This window comes from Sutterella faecalis (assembly GCF_006337085.1).
GTDB classification, from domain to species: domain Bacteria; phylum Pseudomonadota; class Gammaproteobacteria; order Burkholderiales; family Burkholderiaceae_F; genus Sutterella; species Sutterella faecalis.
Window position 1 is genome coordinate 1043457 of the sequence record NZ_CP040882.1, and the last position, 20373, is coordinate 1063829.

Annotated in this window: 17 protein-coding genes; 8 read left to right on the forward strand and 9 right to left on the reverse strand. The window is 60.3% G+C overall.

What is annotated here, in order from left to right; translation table 11 throughout:
* Positions 1–26: 26 nt before the first annotated feature.
* Together prmB and abc-f are read left to right on the forward strand one after the other, a co-directional pair.
* Positions 27–953, forward strand: coding sequence for a 50S ribosomal protein L3 N(5)-glutamine methyltransferase (gene prmB, locus FG381_RS04160; protein WP_139687678.1), 927 nt, complete (start codon positions 27–29; stop codon positions 951–953).
* A 62-nt stretch (positions 954–1015) separates the two neighbouring features.
* Positions 1016–2959: a ribosomal protection-like ABC-F family protein gene (gene abc-f, locus FG381_RS04165; RefSeq protein WP_139687679.1), complete on the forward strand. Its 1944-nt coding sequence runs from the start codon at positions 1016–1018 to the stop codon at positions 2957–2959.
* A gap of 90 nt (positions 2960–3049) precedes the next feature.
* On the opposite strand, the gene FG381_RS04170 is transcribed toward abc-f, so the two are convergent.
* A complete protein-coding gene (locus tag FG381_RS04170) occupies positions 3050–4267 on the reverse strand; it encodes a hypothetical protein (RefSeq protein ID WP_139687680.1) in 1218 nt (405 codons plus the stop codon).
* Positions 4268–4500: 233 nt separating this feature from the next.
* On the opposite strand from FG381_RS04170, the gene FG381_RS04175 reads away from it, so the two are divergent.
* The gene (locus tag FG381_RS04175; protein WP_139687681.1) at positions 4501–4794 is read left to right on the forward strand and encodes a hypothetical protein; all 294 of its coding nucleotides are present in this window, start codon (positions 4501–4503) and stop codon (positions 4792–4794) included.
* Between the two features lie 156 nt (positions 4795–4950).
* Here the strand turns inward: FG381_RS04175 and murJ are convergent, their stop codons facing one another.
* Complete coding sequence (gene murJ / locus FG381_RS04180) at positions 4951–6486, reverse strand: murein biosynthesis integral membrane protein MurJ (RefSeq protein WP_139687682.1); 1536 nt, start codon at positions 6484–6486, stop codon at positions 4951–4953.
* A 250-nt stretch (positions 6487–6736) separates the two neighbouring features.
* Between murJ and rpsT the strand changes: the two genes are divergently transcribed.
* Positions 6737–7009 carry a 30S ribosomal protein S20 gene (rpsT, locus tag FG381_RS04185; protein WP_139687683.1) on the forward strand — a complete coding sequence of 91 codons (273 nt, stop codon included), beginning with the start codon at positions 6737–6739 and terminating at the stop codon, positions 7007–7009.
* Between the two features lie 151 nt (positions 7010–7160).
* Here the strand turns inward: rpsT and trhA are convergent, their stop codons facing one another.
* The 6 genes from trhA to FG381_RS04215 all read right to left on the reverse strand — a co-directional run bounded on the left by trhA (position 7161) and on the right by FG381_RS04215 (position 13378).
* Complete coding sequence (gene trhA, locus FG381_RS04190) at positions 7161–7850, reverse strand: PAQR family membrane homeostasis protein TrhA (protein ID WP_139687684.1); 690 nt, start codon at positions 7848–7850, stop codon at positions 7161–7163.
* Positions 7851–8013: 163 nt separating this feature from the next.
* A complete protein-coding gene (gene murB, locus FG381_RS04195) occupies positions 8014–9051 on the reverse strand; it encodes a UDP-N-acetylmuramate dehydrogenase (protein WP_139687685.1) in 1038 nt (345 codons plus the stop codon).
* A 143-nt stretch (positions 9052–9194) separates the two neighbouring features.
* Entirely contained in the window at positions 9195–11081 is a 1887-nt protein-coding gene (gene dxs / locus FG381_RS04200) for a 1-deoxy-D-xylulose-5-phosphate synthase (RefSeq protein ID WP_139689130.1), read from the reverse strand.
* 107 nt (positions 11082–11188) lie between these two features.
* Positions 11189–12127, reverse strand: a complete 939-nt coding sequence (locus FG381_RS04205) for a polyprenyl synthetase family protein (protein WP_139687686.1) — start codon at positions 12125–12127, stop codon at positions 11189–11191.
* Positions 12128–12157: 30 nt separating this feature from the next.
* The gene (gene xseB / locus FG381_RS04210; RefSeq protein ID WP_139687687.1) at positions 12158–12409 is read right to left on the reverse strand and encodes an exodeoxyribonuclease VII small subunit; all 252 of its coding nucleotides are present in this window, start codon (positions 12407–12409) and stop codon (positions 12158–12160) included.
* 153 nt (positions 12410–12562) lie between these two features.
* Positions 12563–13378, reverse strand: a complete 816-nt coding sequence (locus tag FG381_RS04215) for a ZIP family metal transporter (RefSeq protein ID WP_139687688.1) — start codon at positions 13376–13378, stop codon at positions 12563–12565.
* A gap of 512 nt (positions 13379–13890) precedes the next feature.
* Between FG381_RS04215 and FG381_RS04220 the strand changes: the two genes are divergently transcribed.
* A complete protein-coding gene (locus tag FG381_RS04220; RefSeq protein WP_139687689.1) occupies positions 13891–15123 on the forward strand; it encodes a dicarboxylate/amino acid:cation symporter in 1233 nt (410 codons plus the stop codon).
* Between the two features lie 209 nt (positions 15124–15332).
* Positions 15333–15773 carry an META domain-containing protein gene (locus FG381_RS04225; RefSeq protein WP_139687690.1) on the forward strand — a complete coding sequence of 147 codons (441 nt, stop codon included), beginning with the start codon at positions 15333–15335 and terminating at the stop codon, positions 15771–15773.
* An 89-nt stretch (positions 15774–15862) separates the two neighbouring features.
* Here the strand turns inward: FG381_RS04225 and polA are convergent, their stop codons facing one another.
* Complete coding sequence (gene polA / locus FG381_RS04230) at positions 15863–18778, reverse strand: DNA polymerase I (RefSeq protein ID WP_374042060.1); 2916 nt, start codon at positions 18776–18778, stop codon at positions 15863–15865.
* A 178-nt stretch (positions 18779–18956) separates the two neighbouring features.
* Here polA and FG381_RS04235 point away from each other — a divergent pair, with 178 nt between their 5' ends.
* Together FG381_RS04235 and FG381_RS04240 are read left to right on the forward strand one after the other, a co-directional pair.
* Positions 18957–19391, forward strand: a complete 435-nt coding sequence (locus FG381_RS04235; RefSeq protein ID WP_139687691.1) for a hypothetical protein — start codon at positions 18957–18959, stop codon at positions 19389–19391.
* Between the two features lie 150 nt (positions 19392–19541).
* On the forward strand, positions 19542–20366 hold the full coding sequence (locus tag FG381_RS04240; protein ID WP_139687692.1) for a BPSS1780 family membrane protein: 825 nt from the start codon (positions 19542–19544) through the stop codon (positions 20364–20366).
* Positions 20367–20373: the final 7 nt, after the last annotated feature.

Below are 20373 nucleotides of genomic sequence, written 5' to 3' on the forward strand. Positions count from 1 at the left end.
TTCTGAAGATTTCCCGAGGACGCTACATGTACGAAGTTGCTCCGCTTCTTGACGATCCGATCCATAACCTCAAGACCATCCGCGACCTTTACCGCTGGGCGGTGACGGAGATGGAAAATGCGAACCTCAGCTACGGCCACGGTTCGCCCACATCCACGGAAGATGCGTCCTTTCTCATCTGCCGGGCGCTCAAGCTCCCCTTCGAGCGCTTCGACATGTTCCTTGACGCCGCGCTCACGCACAACGAGCTCGTGCGTCTCGTTCATCTGATCGACCGCCGCGTTCACGACAAAACCCCGACCGCCTATCTCCTCAAGGAAGCCTGGCTCACCGGCCACCGCTTCTATATCGACGAACGCGCGCTGATTCCGCGCTCCTACATCGCCGAGCTTCTCGAGGAAGACCTTGCGCCGTGGGTGGCCGATCCGGAAGCCGTTGGTTCGGTGCTCGACCTCTGCACGGGGTCCGGCTGCCTCGCGATTCTCGCGAAGGGGTGCTTCCCGCACGCTGCCGTCACGGGGTCAGACATTTCTGCCGATGCGCTCGAAGTCGCGAAAATCAACCGCCGCGACTATGACCTCGACGACGAACTTGAACTCGTTCAGGGCGACCTCTATGAAAATCTCCAGGGCCGCAAATTCGACGTCATCATCTCCAACCCGCCCTACGTCACGACCCGCTCAATGGATGCGCTTCCCGAGGAATATCGCCACGAACCGTCGCTCGCGCTTGCCGCGGGCGAGGACGGCATGGACGTGGTTGAGCGCATCGTGAGCGAGGCGGCCGATCACCTCACCGAAGACGGCATTCTCATCGTGGAAGTGGGCGATGGTCTTGAAGCTGTTGAGTCGCTCTTTCCCGATCTTCCGATCACCTGGCTTTCGGTTTCGGGCGGCGACGACCAGGTCTTCCTCGCGCATGCGAAGGACCTTCGCGAATACTTCCGCAATTAAGGACTCTTCCGGCCCGAGTTCTTTTCTACTTTTGATCCACTGTCCTTTCGTCCTCTTCAAAGATGCTTCGACTACTCAATCTCGCGCTCATGCGCGGGACGCGCGTTCTCTATTCCAAAGCCAACCTCATTGCGAGTCCGGGCGAGCGGATCGGCCTCGTCGGCCCGAACGGCTGCGGGAAGTCGACCCTCTTTGCGGCCATTCTCGGGGAGCTTTCCCCCGAGGAAGGCGACATTGAAACGCCGCCGAAGGAGCGCATTGCGCACGTTGCGCAAAGCTTCAGGGTTGAGGACGTCTCCTGCATCGACTATGTGCTTTCGGGTCACGCGCCCCTGATGAAGGCGCGCGAAAACCTCGCGCTCGCGGAAAAGTCCGGGGACGAAATGGCGCTCGCGGCCGCTCACAGCGAACTCGCGGAGGTGAACGAAGGGGCGGTGGTCGCGCAGGCCAAAACCATTCTTTCGGGCCTCGGATTCCAGGAATCAGACTGCGAGCGCATGGTCCGCGACTTTTCGGGCGGCTGGAGAAACCGCATCGCTCTCGCGCGCGCCCTCATGCGGCCTGCGGACCTGCTCCTTCTCGACGAACCGACCAACCACCTCGACATCGACTCCCTCATCTGGCTCGAAAACTGGCTCAGGCGCGTCGAATCGACCGTCGTCATCATTTCGCACGACCGGGAATTCCTCGACCGCTCCGTGGAAACGATCTGGTCCGTCGAAGACGGCACCATCTGCCGCTATGCAGGAAACTACAGTCAGTTTGAGCGCGAGCGAATCGAGAAGCTTCGTCAGCAGGATGCCGCCCGCCGGGCGTATGAAACGACGGCAGCGCACCTCACGGCCTACATTGAACGCTTCCGCTACAAGGCGAGCAAGGCCCGTCAGGCGCAGTCGCGCATCAAGATGCTCGAGCGCCTCGAATCGGTTGAACCCGTGCGTTCGAAGCGCGAATGGCGCTTCAATTTCTTGAAGCCCGAACGGCTCCCCGATCATCTCGTCGATGCGGAAGGCCTCGCCTGCGGCTACGACGGGAATCCGATCCTGAGGGGCGTCGCCTTCAGCGTGCGTTCGGGCGAACGCATCGGCATTCTCGGCGTCAACGGCGCGGGCAAATCCACCCTCGTCAAAACGATCGTCGGCGACCTTCCCCCGATCGCGGGCGAAATCCGCCGCGGCCAGGGCCTTGAGATCGGCTACTTCGCTCAGCACCAGCTCGACCAATTAAGGATGGACGAGACCCCGCTTGAGCAGCTCCGCCACATTGCACCCGAAGCGCGCGAGCAGGAATTGAGAGACTTCCTCGGCACCTACCGATTCTCGGGCGACTTTGCAACGAGCCCTGTGGGACCGATGTCGGGCGGCGAAAAGGCGCGCCTTGCGCTTGCGCTCATCGCATGGAAGAAGCCCAACCTCCTCATCCTCGACGAACCGACCAACCACCTCGACATGGAAACCCGCGAGGCGCTCACGATTGCGCTCTCGACCTACGAGGGTTCGGTGCTTCTCGTTTCGCACGACCGTCATCTCCTTCGCGCCGTAACGGACGAGCTCTGGCTCATCCATGACGGGAAGCGCGAAACCTATGAAGGAGACCTCGACGACTACGCGAAGCTCGTACTCGAGCATCGCCGCATGACGCAGGCTGAGGCGAAGGCCGAACGCGCTGCCGCCCGTCCGGAAGCTCCGTCCATCAATAAGAGCGAGGCAAGACGTCTTGCGGCTCAGGAGCGCGCACGCATTGCCGAACTTCGCAAACCCTTGAAGCGCGAGCTCGAAAAGGTGGAAAAGGAAATGACGAAGCTCGGCGACCGCCTCAAGGCGCTCGACGCTCAGCTCGCCGACACCGAGTTCTACAACAGCGCCGACCAGGACAAGGTCGCCGAAACGCTTCGCGAACACGGCGAGCTTGCACCCAGGGTTGAGGCGCTCGAAATGCGCTGGCTCGAGCTTTCAGAGAAAATCGAATCGATCGGAAAGGATGCCGCCGAATCTGCCGCGCAGTAAAGCGGCTTCCGCATCCTGAAGAGAAGAAAAGAATGGCGGCCTTTCCATCCGGACAGACCGCCATTTTCCTGGGAGCTTCTCAAGCCTGAATCAGGCCTGGGCTTCCGGAACGGGCGCTGCGCCCGGAACGAGCTTCGTGTTCTTCCAGGTATCGAATACTTTCTGAACCTGCGAATCCATCGTCACCTGATAGGTGTGCGAGTCGCGGTCGATCTCTTCCTCATTCTTCGGATCATCATCGATGCCCGCCACCGTAATGGCGTCAGCCTGCAGGAAGACCGTCATGACGAGAAGGTTGATCACTTCAGCATCCTGATCCATTTCGGCTTCCGTCGGATCACTTCCGGCCTCGAAGGCCTTCGTTGAACGGGGACCGTAGCGGAGCGCATAGCCCATGACGACCTCTTCGCGCTTGCCCTGCGGGATTTCCTCAGCGGGCGTGCGCACATAGAGGACGCGCATATCGTGGAGGAAGTGCGGGTCCCTGATGAGCTTCTCGAGATAGGCCGTATCCTCGTCCGAAAGGGCATTAAAGCCGAGGAGCGCGGGATTGAGCGCATCGGCCGGTTCCGGACGCCAGTTGGGATAGTCCTTGTGGAACTCATCCGTCACCGCGTTTTCGGCAAAAATTTTGTCGAGGTCAACGAGGCGGGAGCCGGCGAGTGCCTGATTGGCGGTCGCATAGCTCGTAAAGGCCGTAATCACCTCATCCTTGCAGGTCGTCACGGAAATGACGGTGTCGCTTCCGCGCTGGGCGAGCTCGCCCGTCATGTCGAGAAGCGTCATCACGAAATCCATGCCGAAGTAAGAAGCAAGGCTTCTGTCGTCCATCTGGCGCGCTGCGTCCTCAATGCCGGCCTGGTACATCTTCGCCATGCCCCAGCGTGCGCGCACGGCGTCGAGCGCCTGGCGGCCCATCCAGCCCGAGGTATCGCGGAAGTCTTCGCGAAGATCGAGGAGCGTCGCCGCAATTGCATAAGCCACGGCCGCGCAGCTGTCCTCGCGCTGCTCCATCGTCATGCGGCTCGAAGAACTCACCGCATGGGCAAGCGCCACGGTCATGCCGATAAAGAAATGCTGCAGCTGCATGTAGTCGGAGAGATCCCCCGTCGTGACGGGCCCCTTGTAGTTGGCAGCCAGAATCTCGAGGTGCGGGAAGCCCTGCTCTTCATAGAAGCGGGCGTTGAGCGTCTCGCGCAGCCGGTCGAGCATCTCGACATAGGACATCGGCTGAACGTTCCTCGCGTTGGCGGCGCGGCGGGATTCGAGCTTCTTCGCTCGACGGGGTGCGGTTTTGCTCTTGGGCATGGGAAGTCTCCTCATGGGTGACCGCTCTTTGCTTCTCTTCACCTTGAGCGAGGAGCGGCTTCTAATGTTGTCCCGAAAGTCTAGGAGCGCATTCTTAAGCCCGTATTTCGGGCGGCATCCGGCAAAACCCGTGTTGGACGCGCGGGCTCCCCATTCCCGCTCCCGGCCGGAGCTCCTACAATTGTTTCCGATGTGATTCCCGTCATTTCAACTGACTCAAGGAGATTTCAGACATGTCCGAAGACCTCAATCCGGAGTGGCTCCACGCCACGCTGCTCGATGCCGCCGATACCCTTCAGGATGCGCTCGGGAAGCTCGATGAAAACATGGACGAGGAAACCGCCTCGGAAATTCTTCGCCGCGACCTTGTGTCGGTCTACGCGAAGCTCAACTATGCCGTCAACTCTGCGCACCTCGGGCCGGAAGCCCTTAATGTGCTCACCGAGGACGAACTCATCGCATGGCCTTCGGAAATGCCCTTTGCCACCATGGCCGAACTCGACGAAGAGGTTGAGGAATCGAATTGACCCGCATCCGGAACGATTCCCGGCTGCTTTTCGGAGTGCGTTGACTGCACGCTCCTAAAGATCCCGGGCGTCATGTTCAAAAGGCGCTGCAATTCCCCGTCAGCGCCTTTTTCATTCACCTCAGCCGGGCGCAGGCATCCCGCCTGCAGCGCTGCATCACGCGGGCCGGATGTCCCTCACCCGCCAGCCGAGCGCATAAAGCGCTCCGAAATAGAGAACCGCAGCTCCCGCCACAAGGCCTAGAACGCCCGCGGCGCGATAGGTCCAGCGAAGCGCCGTCCAGTCGACGCCCCTCTGAACCCACCAGACGGCGCCCCCCATCAGAAGCGAGGCCAGGGCGATTCTCAGAATGGCCTTGAACCACCCCGCGCAGGGCGAATAAATTCCGCGCTTTCTCAGAATGACGAGAAGCGTTCCGGCATTCACGACGCTCCCCAAGCCCACGGAAAGCGCAAGCCCCGCATGAGAAAGAAAAGGCACGGAGACGCAGTTGATGAGCTGCACGACAACAAGCGACATGAAGGCTGCCTTCACGGGCGTGCGGATGTCCTTTCGCGCATAAAAGGCGGGCGCAATGATCTTGAGGCCGATGAGGCCGATCAATCCAACCGCATAACCCACGACCGCAATCGCGGTCTGACTCACATCTTCGGGCGTAAAGCTCTTTCCCTGAAAGAGAAAGCTCACGAGCGCATCCGCCGTCAGCCAGAGGCCGATGCTCGCGGGGATGCCGACGAGCGCAACAAGCCTCAGTCCATGATCGAGAAGCGCGTTGTAGCGCGCATCGTCGCCTCTCGCATGCGCGGCCGAAAGCCCCGGGAGAAGCACGGTGCCGAGCGCGACGCCGAGAAGCGCCGTTGGAAATTCCATGAGGCGGTCGGCGTAGTTGAGCCACGTCACGGCGCCATGCCCCAGGTGTGAAGCAATGTTGGTGTTGATGAGGATGGAGAGCTGAGCGACCCCTACTCCGAAGAGCGCCGGTGCCATCAGCGTGAGAACGCGCCGAACATTTTCGTCGTGAAGCGCATTCCTCACGCTCCTCGGCCGCACCCGAACGCCGATTCTTGAAAGCCCCCAGACCTGAGCGCCGAGCTGCAGCACGCCCCCGCCGATCACGGCGACGGCAAGCGCCCAGACGGGTTCGGCAAAGCGATCGGCGAGAAAAACGGTTGCAAGAATGAAGGAAATATTGAGGAGAATCGGCGTTGCCGCAGGCAGCGCAAACTTCTTCCGGGTATTAAGAACCGCCGCAGCCAGAGCCACGAGACTCATGAAGGCGATGTACGGGAACATGAAGCGCGTGAGCCCGGTCGCAAGCGTAAAGGCTTCCGGATTTTCGCTCATGCCGCCCGCAATGGCCCAGACGAGAAGCGGCGCCGCGATGACGCCGAGGACGCTCACGATGAAGACGGCAAGCGCGAGCACCGTAAAGACATTGTCGATGAAGCGCTTTTCGCCTTCCTCGGGCTCCTTTTCCCTCACCTCGGAGAGCATCGGCACGAATGCCTGCTGGAAGGCCCCTTCCGCAAAAAGGCGCCGCAGCATATTGGGAAGCCTGAAGGCCACATAAAAGGCGTCGGTTTCCGCCGTCGCGCCGAAATAGCGCGCAATGAGCATGTCGCGCACAACGCCGGTGATGCGCGAAAGAAGCGTTAGTCCTGAAATGGTGGCGGCTGATTTGATGAGCGACATGCGGATCGTCTTTTTGGCGGGAAGTGCATCTTCCCATGCGGCAGGCAAAAGATTTCGGACGGAAACAGGCTGTGCGCCGCCCGAAAAGGTGGTATAGTCTAGGACTTTTCGAGGTCACCCAACAGGATTGATGGCTTTTCGTAACAGAAATTCCGTCTTCTTCCTCGGAAAACGCACTTTCTGAAGGCCGAAAACACGGCCCTCGTACGTACACCAGATCGTCGACTGATTTTTAGGAAACCACAGAAAAATGGCCAATACCAAGCAAGCTCGCAAGCGCGCCCGTCAGACCGTTGCGCGTAATCTGCATCTCGCCGCCCAGCGCAGCCAGTACCGCACCGCCATCAAGAAGGTGCGCAAGCTCGTCGCTGCCGGCGACAAGGCTGCTGCCCTCGAAGCCTTCAAGGCTGCTGAATCCGTGATCGACAAGATGGCCCGCAAGCACGTGCTCCACGGCAACGCTGCTGCCCGCCATAAGAGCCGCCTCTCCGCCGAAATCAAGGCGATGGCTGCCGCCGCCTAATTTAGGTCAGGCAATACTGCACTCCTGAAAGCGCTGTTCCCTCAGGCAGCGACACAGGCGTCGATCCGAAAGCCCGGTCAGAAATGCCCGGGCTTTTCGTTTGTCTGAAAATTTCTTTCGTCCAACAGCAGTTGTTGAGTCTTCCCGTTCGTCAGGCGGCAATGCCGGGCGCATCGGGAATCACGTAAAGGAGCACGGCCAGAAACTGCAGCGTCGTGCCTGCAAGCACGAAGACGTGCCAGATCGCGTGGTTGTACGGCAGGCGCTCCCACAGGTAAAAGACGACGCCGAGCGAATACGTGACGCCGCCAGCCGCAAGAAGCCAGAGCCCGCCCGAAGGCAGCGCTTCAATCAAAGGCTTCATTACGAAAACGATGCACCAGCCGAGACCGAGATAAAGGACGCAGTTGAGCCAGTCGGCGGCTTTGAGAAGTATGGGCTGAAGAAGGGCCCCGAGGAGCGCGATGGTCCAGACGATGGAGCAAAGCACGATCCCCGTGGTATTGCCGAGCGTGATGAGGCAGAAGGGCGTATAGGATCCGGCAATCAGAATGTAGATTGCACTATGGTCGAGAATCTGGAGAACGCGCTTGGCCCGAAGATTCGGAATCGCGTGGTAGAGGGTCGATACCGTATAGAGGATGATCATCGAGGAGCCGAAAATCACCGAGCTCACAATTGCAAGAGCCCCCGCCCCTTCTCTCACCGAGAAGACAATGAGAAGCACGAGTGCGGCAATCGAGAGAAGCACGGCTATGCCGTGCGTCATCGCATTGGCAATCTCCTCCCGAACGCTATAGCCGCCGAGCGCATTGAGCGCCGACTTCTCAGAATTTCCCATAACTTAAGCCTCTTCTCGCACCGATGAACTGTTTGCTGCTGCGGGGAAAACCTCCCCGCAGCTCACAGTGGAATTCTCCCGGAGAGATTAGCCTCTGAACGGGATAAGGATTAAGTGGAAACCCGAAGAAAAAGCAAAAAGCGTAAACAAACGCTTCAGAGACTCAATCGTCCCAGCTGCCGCCCATGATGACGGGTTCGGGTTCGAGTTCAACGCCGAAGCGGCGCTCAACACGGTCTCTCACCTCATGCGCGAAGCGAAGCACGTCTTCGCCCGTAGCGCCGCCGCGGTTGACGAGAATGAGGGCGTGCCTCGGCCAGATGCCGACCTTCTCTTCCGCATAGCCCTTGAGTCCCGCTGCGTCGATGAGCCAGCCCGCGGCGAGCTTCGCGCGCCCCCCGGCGAGCGGATAGGTGACGAGCGATGGATGAAGGGTAATGAGCTCCCGGGCCTTCAGCTTCGTAACGACCGGATTCTTGAAGAAGGACCCGGCGCTGCCGGTTTCCCTGGGGTCAGGGAGCTTCGCAGCGCGAATTTCGCGCACCTTTGCCTCTACCGCTGCGGGCGCAACAGCGTCGGAGGGCATTCCTTCAAACGCAAGCGCAAGCTCCTTATAGGCAATCACCGGAGTCCAGCGGACAGGCAGGCGGAAAGCAGCCTCGAGAATAATGAAGGGCTTTCCTGCATCCGATTTAAAGAAGCTCGAGCGGTAGCCGAAGTCGCAGTCTTCGGTCGTGAAGACCCTTTCTTCTCCCGTCTCCGTATTCAAAGCGCGGCACCAGGCAAGGCGCTCGGCGATTTCAAGTCCGTAGGCGCCCGCATTCTGCACAACGGCGCCCGCAACCGTGCCGGGGATGGCCGCGAGATTTTCGAGCCCGCCGAGACCCCATTCGATCGAGGTGCGCACGAGCTTGTCAAGCGCTTCAGAGGCGCCTGCGATGACGAGCGTGCTGCCGTCCTTTTCATCTTCCTTTCGAATGCCGTGAAAAACCGGATGAAGAACCAGTCCGGGAACGCGGCTCATCAGAATCACGTTCGAGCCGCCTCCCAAGATATGAAGAGGCCAGCCGCGCTCTTTTGCCGTCTTCACGGCTTCCATGAGTTCGCCCGTCGTTTGGGCCTCGGTCCAGGCTTCAGCGGTTGCCCGGACCCCAAAGGTTGTGCGGTCGTTCAGTGAATAATTTTCTTCAATTTTTATCATGTCTAACCTCACAACGTAGATCCCGGCATTTCCCGGGTAGGATCCAGAAGATTATAGGAAGGCATTCAGACGCATTAAAACATTTCGCCCGGGAGCACTCGATGGAGAACTTCCGGGCGAAAGACTTTGGAGAGAAGAGGCAATCAGGCTTCGGCCGCTTCGCTATCGAGCGACGCCAAGCGTTCGCGCACCCGGGCTTCAATCGCCTGCGGGGTGAGTCCGAGCAGTTCGTAGATTTCCTTCTGCGTGCCCTGCTCGATGAATTCATCGGGGATGCCGAACCGCATGACGGGGAGGACGACTCCAGCGTCTGCAAGCACCTCCATCACGGCGTCGCCCGCTCCGCCCATGAGGGCGCCTTCCTCAGCAGTCACGATGAGCTCATGCGTGCGGGCGGCTTCCAGAATGGCGTCGCGGTCGATGGGCTTCACAAACCGCATATCGATCAGGGTCCCGTCGAGCGCTTCCGCCACGGGCTTCAGAACGCCCGTCATGGCGCCGAAACCGAGGAACGCGACCTTCGAGCCCTTCCGCAGTGTCTTCGAAACGCCGATGGGAATGGTCTCAAAATCCGTCCCTGCTTCGACGCCCGGGCCTTTGCCGCGCGGATAACGCACCGATGCGGGCGCATCCATGAAGTACGCGGTATTGAGCATCAACCTCGTCTCGCGCTCATCCGAAGGCGTCATCACCGTCATGTTGGGGACGCTTCTCAATTCGACGATGTCGAAGACCCCCTGATGGGTCGCACCGTCAGCACCTACGATGCCGCCGCGGTCAATCGCGAGCATGACGGGGAGGTTCTGCAGCGCCACGTCGTGAATGAGCTGATCAAGGCCGCGCTGAAGGAACGTCGAATAGATGGCCAGCACAGGCTTCATGCCGCCGCAGGCAAGACCCGCTGCATAGGTCACTGAATGCTGCTCGGCGATCGCCACGTCGCGGTAGCGGTCCGGATAAAGGCGGTTAAATTCCACGAGGCCCGAGCCTTCCCGCATGGCGGGCGTAATGGCGTAAAGGCGCTTGTCGTGCGCCGCCATGTCGCAGATCCAGCGGCTGAAGACCTGCGTATAGGTGGGCTTCGAGGGAGCGTTCGACTTGACGATCCCCTTCGCAGGATCAAAGGGCGAGACGCCGTGGTAGAGCGTGGGATCAGCTTCCGCCGGCGCGTAGCCCTTTCCCTTCATCGTCGCGACATGGAGCACGAGCGGCCGGTCCATTTCGCGGAGATTCTTCAAAACGCTCACGAGGCTCTCGACGTCATGTCCGTCAACGGGCCCGTAGTAATTGATGTCGAAAGCCGAAAAGAGCGCCGACTGGGGGCTGAGGAACCCGATCGTCTGGCGTTCGGCGAGCTTTGCGACCTCCCAGAGACGCGGAATCGGCTTCATCATGCGCTTGCTCATTTCGCGCGCGCTGTTGAAGGCCCGCGTCGAGACGATTTTCGCGAGGTGTTTCGAGAGCGCCCCGGCAGGGGGAGAAATCGAGCAGTCGTTGTCGTTCACGATGACGAGAAGCCTCAGGCCCTTCTTCCAGACGCCCGCGTCGTTCAGGGCCTCAATCGCCATGCCGCCGGTGAGCGCGCCGTCGCCGATCACGGCGATGGCCCAGCGGTCGTCTTCGCCTTCAAGGTGCGCCGCGACTGCCATGCCGAGTGCGGCTGAAATCGAAGTGGAGCTGTGAGCGGTGCCGAAGGCGTCGAAGGGCGACTCGGAGCGCTTCGGGAACCCGGAGAGGCCGTTCAGCATCCTCAGCTTCGCCATGCCCTCTCTGCGCCCCGTCAGGATCTTATGCGCATACGCCTGATGGCCCACATCCCAGACGATGCGGTCGTAAGGGGTATTGAAGACGTAATGAAGCGCAATCGCGAGCTCCACGGCGCCGAGCGAACTCGAAAGATGTCCCCCCGTCTTCGCGACGGAGCGCACCATGAAGTGCCTCAGCTCCCGGGCGAGCTCGGGAAGCTCCTCCACAGGAAGTTTTCTGAGCGCCTCCACGCCCGTCACCTCGTCAAGAAGCGGATAGTCCATGGGAGCGCCGTAGTCGATATCTCCCGAAGATGAGGCTTTATGCGGGGTGCCTGAAAACATGCTTGTGGCCTGAGGTGCAAATACGATATTTTGGCGGTTTTTGAGATTCAATGGGTGCGTCTCACGACGTAGAGCGCGATTTCCCTGAGTCGCTGCGCACCTGCCTCAGGAACTTCACGATCGGCTTCAACGAGCTGAAGCGCCTGAAGCGCCTCTCTTTCGAGATTCTCCGCACGCTCCCGGGCGCCCTCAAGTCCGAGGAGCGACACCCACGTGGGCTTATCGTCCTTTTCGTCCTTGCCGGCCGTCTTCCCGAGCGTTTTCGTGTCCTGCGTGCAGTCGAGAATGTCATCGACCACCTGGAAGGCAACGCCGAGCGACTGCGCGTATTGAACGAGCCCCGCCTTTGCGCCGTCGCCGAGCTTTTCCCAGCATCCCGCCTGTGCGCCCATCAGAACGGAGGCGAGAATCATCGCGCCCGTCTTCATGGCCTGCATGCGAAGCAGTTCGGCTTCGCCCGGATGTTCGCCCACCATGGCGAGATCTAGGGCCTGACCGCCGCACATGCCCCAGACGCCTGCGGCGCGCGCAAGCGTCTGCGTGAGGCGCGCGGCAGTTTCAGCCGGAACCTGGGGCGCGGAAATGACGGTGAAGGCTTCCGCCTGGAGCGCGTCGCCCGCAAGCATCGCGAGCGCTTCACCGTACTGGACGTGGCAGGTAGGCCGCCCGCGGCGAAGCGTATCGTTGTCCATCGACGGCATGTCGTCGTGCACGAGGCTGTAGCTGTGGATCATTTCCAGCGCGAGCGCCGCACGGTCCAGAACGGCTTCATCCGCACCGGAGATGACGCCCGCGGCGTAGCAAAGGAGCGGCCGGATGCGCTTCCCGCCCCCGAGGACGGCGTAGCGCATGGCGCCGATCAGCCGCTTCGGACCTGCCCCGGGGCGCGGCATCATCGATTCCGCCGCCCATTCGAAATGTCTCGCCCGCTCGTGCGACCAGGCTTCAAAGCCGATTGCGGATTCCTGCTCCTCTCGAGCCGTCATGTCTAGTCTCCGTTCACTTGAGGTCTGTCATCAGAAAGGCGTGTCGCCGTCGGCCGCACCGGGATTTTCGGCGCGGATGCGTTCAATCGCCTCGCGGGCGCGCGCGAGCTCCGAGCGGCAGCGAAGGAGGAGCTTCGCGCCCCTTTCATAACCCTTCACGCTCTCTTCGAGCGTCACGGTTCCGGATGCCATCTGCGCCGTCAGTGCTTCGAGCTCGGCGAGCGCTTCCTCAAAGGAAAGCTCTTCCGGCGGCCTTGCCGGCTTTTGGACTGCTTCGGTCATGTATCCCTCGGCTGATGGAAGAAAGAATGTTTCGGGAGGCCGGGAAGACTTTCCCGCCTTCCTGCGGCCTGCCCGTGATTGTAGCGGCAGGAGACTGAAGTCTTCCTTTATGGAAGGCCCCGGGCGTCCTTTTCGTGGAAAGACGCGAGCCGTTCATTTGAGGCGGACATCCTCATGCGGCGCATGAAAGCCTTCTATTGAGGCATGATCGTGATCATGCTCATGCGCGGCGCCAAGGAGAAGTAGCGAGAGCGCGCAGCCTGCGAGCACGGCAAGAAGGCTTTTGAAGCGGGCGCGCTTCTCTTCAGCCCCTTCAAAGACCTCTGGCAGAAGCGCAAAGAGGGTGATGTAGACGAAGGAAGCGGACGACATCGCGAGCGCATAGGGAAGAAGCCCTTCAAAGCTTCCGATCGCAGCGAGCCCTGCAAAGCCTCCAACCACCGCAGAGAGCGCAATGCCGGAGCAGAAAAGAAGCGCCGATCGGGAAGACTTTCCCGCATTCTTCAGAATCACCATGAATCCCGCCTGCTGAGGGAGTTCATGCATGAGTACCGCGAGAGCCGCAAGCCACCCGGCCGATTCGCTCACAAGGAATGTGGTTACAATCAGAATGCCGTCAACAAAGCTGTGGAGCGACGCCGCCGCAAAAAGCGCCGGAAGGCTCTTCGTCTCACCCTTTTGCGCTTCATGCGCATGACCGCCGCCAAGAAGACATCCGGAAATGATGAAGAGGAGAACGACCGCGAGCATCGCCATTCCGAGCGCATGCGGGTCCGCTCCTTCAACTTCAAATGCTTCCGGAAGCAGATGCGTAAAGGACATGGTGAGGAGAAATCCGCTCGCCGCGGCAAGCATCACGTCTCCGAAGCGCGCGAAAGGACGCGTCACCAGCCAGAAGGCGCAGAGAATAGCGGCTCCCCGGGTGATGAAATTGGCGAGGAACACCTCAAGGCAAAGTAGAAGGCTCATGGTGTCCGAAAAAATCGAAAAATAACAATAGAGGCATTTTACGCCTTGTGGAAAAAACGTAAGGGACAATCCCTATTTATCGAACTCCAGGAATTCTCTAAAGGGTCAAAGCCGCAAATGCCCTGATTCTTCCCTTCCTGCTGCTTCTTTTTCCTACTCGTAGAGGATATTTCCCCGGGCGAGCGGACTTTCTTCGCCGATTTAATTACCTGCCTTTTGCTTTCGAACAAAGAAAAGCATTTTTAAGCCGGAAAGCGCGCTTCAAAAGTCCCCTTGAAATACATGGAATTGATTTGGAAATACATTCTGCAACAGAACGCAATACGCAGAAATACGTAAGACAACTCAGTGATTTTTCGCGAAAACACCTTCCTATAATCAAATCAAGCCGGAGTGTTCAGGGCCGGTCGTTTTCTGATCTGCATCAAATCGATCAGACGCTTCCCGTCCGGCTCTCGGTTCTCTGACTCAAAAAGAAAATGCGCCGTATTCCGGTGCAGGAGACATAAATCATGGCATCCAAATGCAGGATTTCACTCGCGTGGCAGATGATGATCGGCCTCGCGCTCGGCGTCATAGTCGGCGCGATCGTTGACTCGCAGTTTGCTCAGACCTATCTGCAGCCCCTGGGCACGCTCTTCATCCGCCTCATCCGCATGGTGGTGGTACCGCTCGTCGTCGCAACGATCATCGCGGGCGCTGCCGGCATTTCCGACACTTCCAAGCTCGGCCGCGTAGCCGGCAAGGTGCTCGTGGTCTACGCCATCACGACCGCCATTGCCGTGGCAATCGGCCTGCTCTTTGCCAATCTCATCCAGCCGGGCCTCGGGCTTGACCTCTCGACCGACGGTCTCGTCGCCAAGGCCGTGAAGGCGCCGAGCCTCTCCGAAACGCTCCTCAACATCGTGCCGATCAACCCGATGGAAGCGATGGCCAAGGGCTCGATGCTCCAGATCATCTTCTTTGCGGTGATTTTCGGCTTCGGCCTCGCGGCGCTCGGCGAACGCGGCAAGCCCGTGCTTCACTTCTTTGAAATCGTGGGCGACGTGATGATCCGCGTGACGGGCTACGTCATGATGTACGCTCCGATCGGCGTCTTCGGCCTCATTGCCTTCACGGTCGCGAAGCACGGCCTTTCGGTGCTCCTCCCGCTCTTCTCCCTCATCCTCACGTCCTTCATTGCAACGGTTGTGCTCGTCTTCCTGATCCTCATCCCGATGGTGATGTTCCTCGGCAAGACCGGTCCCGCGAAGTTCCTGAAGGGCATCTTCGAACCCTGGCTCGTCGCCTTCACGACCTGCTCGTCCGCAGCTGCGCTTCCTGCCAACCTCAAGGCCGCACGGCGCCTCGGCGCCACGAAGTCGATCGCTTCCTTCTCGATCCCGCTAGGCAACACCGTCAACATGAACGGCACCGCGGTCTACATGGGCGTCTGCGCAATCTTTGCGGCTGAAGTCTTTGGCATTCACCTCTCGATCTCCGACCAGCTTACCGTCGTTCTGATGGGCGTTCTCGCCGCCATCGGCACCGCGGGCGTTCCGGGCGCCGGCCTCATCATGACGACCGTAGTCTTCACGCAGGTGGGCATTCCGCTTGAAGCCGTGGCCCTCATCGCCGGCATCGACCGTATCCTCGACATGATCCGTACGTCGATCAATGTGGTGGGCGACGTTGCCTCCGCCATCGTCGTCACAAACCTCGAGGGCGACCTCAACAGCGAACCCTATCAGGAAGGCGAAGCCTGATTTCGCTTCCACTTAAGGATTCACTCCCCAAAGGCTCCGGAAACGGAGCCTTTCTTTTTGAGCGCCGCGGGTGAAGAAAATCATTTCTGTTTTTTACGGTGCAAAGCGCCATCGATGAGAGTCGGGTAGCATCCACGGCAAATTGAACGACTGCCTGTGGCTTTCACACTGTCTGCAGTCATCGCGAAAACATAATCAGGAGATGACCAATGAGCTTCAAGCCTTTACTTCCCGCTCTTTTCTGCGCAGTTCTTGCCGCCGGCTGCGCCTCCACCGGCGGCAATGCCGGTCCTCAGGGGAAAGCCCCCGAGCTCGCCGGCAAATCCTTCATGTGGACGGGGGGCGTGAGCGAGGATTGCGAACTTCCGCCCACGATTTCCTTCAGCGAGGAAGGCCGCATCTCTGGACTTGCCGGCTGCAACCGGCTCCTCGGGCAATATAAGCAGGACGGAACGAGCCTCGACCTCGGCGAGGTTGCAACCACGATGAAGCTCTGCGCCCCTCAGTTCATGAAGGTCGAGGATGAATTCCTCGGGTTCCTCCGTCAGGTCCGCTACGTTACGGAAGCGGGCGACGGCATCGACCTCTGGGACAGCAACGGCAAAAAGATCGTCACGCTCGTCCCCGAACGCGCGGGCAAGTGCGATTGATGCCGGATTGAATATTTCTTCCGAGAGAAAAGCCCGGTCCGTTCCTTCTGAACGCCGGGCTTTTCTTTATGCGAGCGTCGGATCGAGGATCAGTGCGATTCGCCCCAGGTGCGGCCCGTGCCGACCTCGGCAATGAGGGGCACCAAAAGGGAAGCCGCTCCCGCCATGAGTTCCGGGAGCTTCGTTTTGACGAGCTCCACTTCGTCTTCAGGCACTTCAAGCACGAGTTCGTCATGAACCTGAAGAAGGAGCAGGGCCTTGAGCTTCTCGTCGCGGATCCAGTTTTCCACTGAGATCATGGCGCGCTTGATGATGTCGGCGGCCGTTCCCTGCATCGGCGCATTGATGGCGGCGCGCTCGGCACCGGCCCGAACCATCGGGCGGCTCGAACGGATGTCGGGGATCCAGAGTCTGCGGCCGAATACGGTCTCAACGTATCCGTCCTCGGCTGCCCGGGCGCGCGTTTCATCCATATATCGGCGCACGCCGGGGAAGCGCTGGAAGTAGCGCTCGACGTAGGCCGCCGCGACCTTCCGGTCCAGCCCGAGCTGCTGCGCAAGCCCGAAGGCGCTCATGCCGTAGATGAGGCCGAAGTTGATCACCTTCGCCATGCGGCGCTCGTCGGGCGTCACCCGGTCGAGCGGCACCCCGAACACCTCCGACGCGGTTGAACGGTGCACGTCCTCCCCGCGCGCGAAGGCCGAGAGCAGTCCCTCATCCTGCGAGAGATGCGCCATGATGCGAAGCTCCACCTGAGAATAGTCGGCGTCGACGATCGTCCACCCGTCCTGCGCGACAAAAGCGTCGCGAATTCTCCGGCCCTCGGGCGTTCTCGCCGGAATGTTCTGCAGATTCGGATCCGAACTCGCAAGACGCCCCGTGACGGCCACCGCCTGACCGAACGTCGTGTGCACGCGCCCGTCGCGATCGATCATGAGCGGGAGCTTGTCGAGATACGTGCTCTTTAATTTCGTGAGCCTTCTGTGCTCGAGAATGATTTTGGGGAGCGGATAGTCGAGCGCAAGCTCGCTCAGCACCTCTTCGTCGGTCGAAGGCGACCCTGAAGCCGTCTTCTTGATGACGGGGATCTTCTGCTCGACAAACAGAATTTCGGCGAGCTGCTTGGGACTAGCCAGATTGAAGGGCCGGCCCGCTGCATTTTCCGCAGCTTGGGCGAGCTTCTCGATTTCCACCCCAAGCTCGGCGGATTCGTTTCTCAAAAGCTTTGCGTCAAGCGTGATGCCGACCGCTTCCATCCGGTAGAGAACCGGGAGGAGCGGGCGCTCGATGGCGTCATAGATGCTGGCGAGCCTGGGATCCGCATCAAGGCGCGCGCGCAGAACCGAACCCGCCGCGCGGATGGCGGCCGCCTCTTCCGAGAGGAGAAGCGCCGAGGCTTCGGGTTCGACCTCGCGCCAGTGCCGGCGCTTCGCGCCCTTCCCGAGGACCTCGTCCCGGGTGGGAAGCTTTCTTCTCAGCAAGCGGCGCGCAATTTTTTCGAGATCGTGGGAGAGATGGGCTTCGAGCGTGTAATCCATCAGACGCACGTCGTCGACCGTCCCTGCAGCGAAAATTTCCTGCGCTGCGAGCGCATGAAGCGCAGATTTGCCGTCATGGAAAATTTTCGGCGCACTGGATTCGAACCAGGGCTTGAGCGCCGCCGCAATTTTGTCGATCGAGAGTCCGATCGAGGACTGAGCGACATAGACTTCCTTGGGGCTCACCGCAATGCCGAAGCCCCCGAAGTCCGCATGACGCGGCGCGCCGTCGTAAAGAAGCGCCACCGCAACGGGTTCCGTCCGCGGCGTTTGAAGCGCCGCCACGAGCTGATCGAGCTGATCGGAGTCCGTCACTTCCGTGAAGGGGATGGCGTCCGGATTCTGATAGTCCTCAGGGAAGGGTTCTCCCTCCGTCGGAAGTTCCGGACGTTCCTCAGCCGGAACGCGGGGCTTTGCCGCAGGCACGGCCTTCGGCGCGCCGCCGGCCTGCGCGGGCATTGCTGCGGACTGCGCTCCGGGAGCGCCATCGCGCAGGGCTTCTGCCCGGGCGAGCGTTGTTCTCGAAATCTCCCAGCGTTCGGAAAATTGGTTGAGCGCATCGGCGTCGCTCGGCCCGAAGGCAAGATCAGCGAGCGAACTCACGCCCGGGATGTCCGCGTCGCACTTCACCGTAACGAGCGCCACCGCCTCATCGAGGAAGGGAAGCCCCGCACGCAGGTTTTCGCCGATCTTTCCCTTCATGGCGGGAGCCGCGGCCCTGATTTCATTGATGCCGCCGAATTCCGCAACCCACTTGGCCGCCGTCTTCGGACCGCACCCCTTGATCCCGGGGACGTTGTCGACCTTGTCGCCCATCAGCGCAAGGTAGTCGATCATGCGTTCGGGCGGCACGCCGTACTTTTCAATCACGCCGGCGCGGTCATAGAACTTCGTGTTCATCGTATTGAGAATCACGACATCGTCGTCGACGAGCTGCGAAAGATCCTTGTCGCCGGTAGCGACAACCGACTTGACGCCCTCGCGCTTCGCCATTCTGGAGAGCGACCCGATGACGTCGTCGGCCTCGATTCCGGGGACAATGAGCACCTTCCAGCCGAGCGCCGCCACTACTTTTTCAAGGGGCTCGATCTGCACGCGGAGATCGTCGGGCATGGGCGGGCGATTGGCCTTGTACTCGGGATACATCTCATGACGGAAGGTCTTTCCCGGCGCATCGAAAATGACCGCCGCCATATCGGGCTTCGCGAGCGAATGAACGCGCGAGAGCATTCCGAGGAAGCCCTTGATCGCTCCGGTGGGCTCGCCCGTCGACGTCGTGAGGGGCGGAAGGGCGTGGTAGGCGCGGAAAAGATAATTTGAACCGTCAATAAGAAGAAGCTTAGGCATCACATTCACCCGGGAAAATCTCGCGGATCCTTTGTTGAGGAAGAAGCATACGCGAGGAAGCGCGAGCGTGCCCGCCTTCCTTTCTCCCGACATCCCGCTTCTCACGCGGCTTTGCTTCATTCAGGCAATATCCGCACACGAAATGCTTTGCTTCTGCAAGCGCCACGATCGGCCGCCGCGTGGCACAATTTGAATATGGAAGCCCGAATGCTTTTTTTTGAGAAAAAGCCCTGAAGTGCTTCTCATGCGGACGGAAGCAAAACGCCGTTTCTTCCGGCCGGCATTGGTTTAAAGGCTTATGAAAAAAATTCTTCTTTCCGCCGCCCTCGGCCTCGCCTTTGCGATGAGCACTCAGGCCGCCCCCCTTGATGCGCCTCCGCCCTATGCGGGGGATGTTGCTGCTCAGGGAGAGACCGCCCCTCAGCCTGCCCGTCGCCTTGAACCCAAGGCGCCCGACGCCGGCATGTCGATCGCGCCCACGGAAGAAGACATGGAGCGTGCGCGCGAAGCACGCGAGCGCGGCGACAGAGCACCGCGCAACAACGACAAGCGCACCAAAATCGAAGCCGTGCGCGATCCGAACAACCACGTGACCGAGTACGTCGTTACCCCGGGCAGCACCAAGATCCCCTACCGGATCGAAAACCAAGCTGACCGGCCGATCGATACGACGCCCGGCAAGAACCCGAGCGGCACGCTCGGAACGCCGAAACTGATCGAGTTCGGCTGGTAACGATAAAGCCTCCGAAGAGGCTTCTTTGAGGGAAGACGGGCGCCAGCTCCTTTGCGGGGCCGGCGCCCTCTTCTATCGGAAATTGAGAGGCCGCTGCCTCAAAGGCCCAATTCCTCACGCATCCGTTTTCGAAACCCACGCTTTCCTTTCATGTCTCAAGCACTTCCGCTCTCGCTCGGTCTCTCCTGGTTCAGGGAATCCTGCCGCGCCGTCCGGCTCCAGCCGCTTTCCTACCCGGCCATCGTCATCTTTTCGCTCCTCGTGAGCGGGATGCTCACGGGCATCCCCTTCATCGGGACGCTGCTCGCTAGCCTCTGGATGCCCTATGCGTCGGTCCTCACGGGCTTTGCCGCAAGAGATACTTTGGCCGGCCGCGTGCCCGTCTATACCACGCTCATCGCGATCTTCCGCGACAAGACCTCGCGCTATCCGCTCCTGATGCTCGGCCTGATTTCGAGCGTCTGGATGGAAGTCGACATGCTGATTTTCAGCACGCTCGGCGCGGAGGAGCTCGACAAATGGGAAATCACGACGGAAGGCATCGACCTTGCCTCGATTACGTCGAACTTCCCCTACACGGCCTTCGCCGTGATGTTCCTCCTCTACCTGCCGCTGCTCATGATGACGCTCTTTTCGCCGCTCCTCATCGTGCAGAACCGCCAGAGAGTGGGAAAAAGCCTCTTTTATTCCTTCTTCGGCGTCCTGCGCGCGATCGGTCCCGTACTCGTCTGGGTGCTTCTGGCCGGCGCCGCCGCTTTTCTGATCTTCATGGGGCTCGAAGTCATCTTCGGCCTTCTCGGCGTCCCGCAGCTCTTTGCCTTCCTCGCGCCCATCATCGCCGCCTTCTTCACCTCCATCGGCCAGGCCGGCATCTGGGTGATGTTCCGCGACATCTTCTCCGGGTCGCTCCCCGACGGCTCGATGCCCGAAGACCTCGAAACGAAGGACGACGGTTCAATGACGCGCCGCTTCTGACGGACGC